The organism is Arsukibacterium sp., from assembly GCF_036735525.1.
In the GTDB taxonomy this organism is placed as follows: Bacteria; Pseudomonadota; Gammaproteobacteria; order Enterobacterales; family Alteromonadaceae; genus Alishewanella.
The window spans coordinates 1-2637 of the sequence record NZ_DAINOE010000181.1 but is presented as its reverse complement, the minus strand read 5'-3'; the positions used below and the strand labels follow the sequence as shown (position 1 = coordinate 2637).

The following is a 2637-nucleotide window of genomic DNA, read 5'->3' as shown; positions in this document are numbered from 1 at the left end:
TCTAAAACAGGACTTTTGCTGAATATGAGGTTAGCGTGTTCGGCGTCAACTATCTTGGCCGGTTCGCGTCAATTATGATGGCCGCTTAGGTTTTCTCGTTTTTTCTAATTCCTGCCTGTTTTAATTGATGCTGTTTTCGATAACTTTCTCCTTCTAACTCGATAATTGTCGCGTGATGGATCAGCCTGTCTATTGCCGCTACCGTCATCATGCTGTCTGGGAAGATCTGATCCCAGGCGCTAAACGGTTGATTCGCTGTGATGATCAGGCTGCCACTTTCATAACGATGGGCAATAAATTCAAACAGCACCTGGGTTTCGGCGTCCGTTTTTTTCACGTAGCCAATATCATCGATGATGATCACCTGATATTTATCCAGTTTGCTCATTTCACTCATCAGCGTTAATTCTCGTTTGGCTTGCTGTAACTGCTGCACCAACGCTATCGCCGGAAACAATTTGCAGCGAATGCCTTGTTCAATCAGCTGATAACCTAACGCACTGGCAATATGGGTTTTACCCGTGCCACTGGGGCCAATCAGCAGGATATTATCGGCATGCTGGGCCCAGCTCAGATCCTGACTCAGTCTGGCCAAGACTCCTTGGTTTATCTGGCTCAGCACTTTGTTGTCCAGTGACGTAAAGGTTTTTCCACTCGCAAGACCTGCTTCGCGCACCCAGTTTTGCGTCCGTCTGGTAAAGCGCTCTGAGATTTCGTATTCACACAAGGCCGCCAGATAGTCGCTATGGGACCAGCCTTTTTCAACGGCGGTTTGCCACAAGCGCTCGTGGTGTCTGACAAAGGCCGGTAGCCTTAATTCTTTGAGTAACAATGCAACGGAGGATGTCAAAATAGCACCTCCTCTGTCGGGATCGTCTGACTCTTTAATGAACTTAACAGCTCATCATAGCTTTGCAGGCTGTGCTGCCCGCCTTGGACTATGGGCGTTTGCTGCGGCGTAAAGAAGCGTTCCTGAATGGTTTTAATGCTGGCAAAGTGGCCAGACTGAGCCTCTTGCAATAAGGACTCGCCTAATTCTTGTTGACTGTCATATTCATAGGCCAGCCACAGCACGGTGACTATCCATTTACAGGCTTCGCGCTGTGGCATGCCTTGATCGACGAGCAACCACAGCTGCCGGTAGTTGTCGTCAGGTAAGATATCATCGCGCAGCTGCGAATAACGGAACGCCTGCGGTTTGGCGGCCAGTGAGCGGATGATGTGCTTGTAATTGATACAGCGAGCCCGGCTTTCACCAGGTTTCGGGTAGATGCGAGCCAGTGTTAAGGCCGCCTGCTGTCCCACATAAAGCATCAATTTATCATGATAAAGCCGGATCTGAACCCGTTCGCCAATCAGGCGTGACGGCACGCTGTACACCACGCGGCGCACTTCAATGGTTGCGCTTCGGGTCACTTTGAGGCTGAGCAACTGGTAATCCACCGCGCTATGCTCCGGCAAGGACTGCAACACTTGCCGCTCTTCGATAAACCGGCCGCGAGATCGTTGATTGAGTTTATCGACCACCTTGTCAATAAACGCCTGATAATCGGCAATACTGTCAAAATCGTGATGACCCCGAAGCGTCAGATGTTGTGCCAGACGGCGCTTGAACGAGCTATTAGCGCACTCCACCACACCATTCTCATGTGATTGCCCAAGATTGTTGCGTGTTGGCGTCATGTTGTAATGCTCGCATAAGTCCTGGTAAGCATCAGTCCAGACATTTTGCTTGTTGTTTCTGGCCGCACTAAGGCTATCTGTACGGTGTTCGACCGGACAGCCTCCAGCTTGCATTAATGCCCGCTGTAAGCCGCCAGACAGTGCGGAATAACTCTCACCGCCCTGAACCACGGTGATTGAACGCCAACCGCTATAGGCAAGGCGAAACTGATAAAGCAAATGTGCAAACGGCTGCAGCTTTATCGTGATCGGACTATCCGGATGGGTAAAATCCGAAAAGCCTTGCAACCCAATGGCGGCTTGTTGGCGGAAGATCACATCCTTCTCAGGACCATGCAGGGCTTTGTATTGTTTGACGCGGCGTTGCAAGGTTCTGAGCACGCGCTGATCATATTGGTTTGGGTAGTGCTCCTGCAGATGTTCAAGCAGAGTAATTGGCGTCAGCTCTGGTTTAGCGTTGAGCAGAACAACAAGCTCGGTTTCCCATACGGCTTCGAGCGGATCTTCACGAGTCCGCCAATCTCTGTCAGGTTTAGCGCGGGGTACGGTGTTTGACTGCTCAATACGCCTTGCAGTGCGGGTAGAAATGGCAGACTTCGCGGCCGCGATTTGTTGGGTCATGCCTTGTTGGCGATGCTGCATATACAGCTCCTCTTGTCGGTGGGTGATGTGTTGTCCTGGCACCTTGCGCTCCGAACAGAAAACAAGGTACTTAGTGTGACACCCAACCGGCCAAGATAATTGTCGTCAACCGGTCATCCTAATTGTCGCCGAACAAACGCCCTTTTTCGCACGAGATACACGTTGGCGGCGTATTGCGGTTTATAATTAATGAAATATAGGTACTTAAAGTGCCCTTATTAATAAAAAAATAAACTGATTGCGCCGTTTAAAAAGGCAACGCCTTTGCTGGATAATGGTACTGACCTGCTACCAGTGAAACAGAATATTACT

2 protein-coding genes are annotated in these 2637 nt (G+C 50.0%); both read right to left on the bottom strand.

Annotated features, from left to right (window positions below; all coding sequences use genetic code 11):
* Window positions 1-85: 85 nt before the first annotated feature.
* On the bottom strand, window positions 86-850 hold the full coding sequence (gene istB, locus V7D78_RS16995; protein ID WP_333609642.1) for an IS21-like element helper ATPase IstB: 765 nt from the start codon (window positions 848-850) through the stop codon (window positions 86-88).
* Window positions 847-2325, bottom strand: coding sequence for an IS21 family transposase (gene istA / locus V7D78_RS16990; RefSeq protein WP_333609641.1), 1479 nt, complete (start codon window positions 2323-2325; stop codon window positions 847-849). Before istA ends, istB begins: the two co-directional genes overlap by 4 nt.
* Window positions 2326-2637: the final 312 nt, after the last annotated feature.

Coding starts and splice junctions, on each gene's coding strand:
- istA (WP_333609641.1), bottom strand. CDS start 2,325: ATGCAGCATCGCCAACAAGGCATGACCCAACAAATCGCGGCCGCGAAG.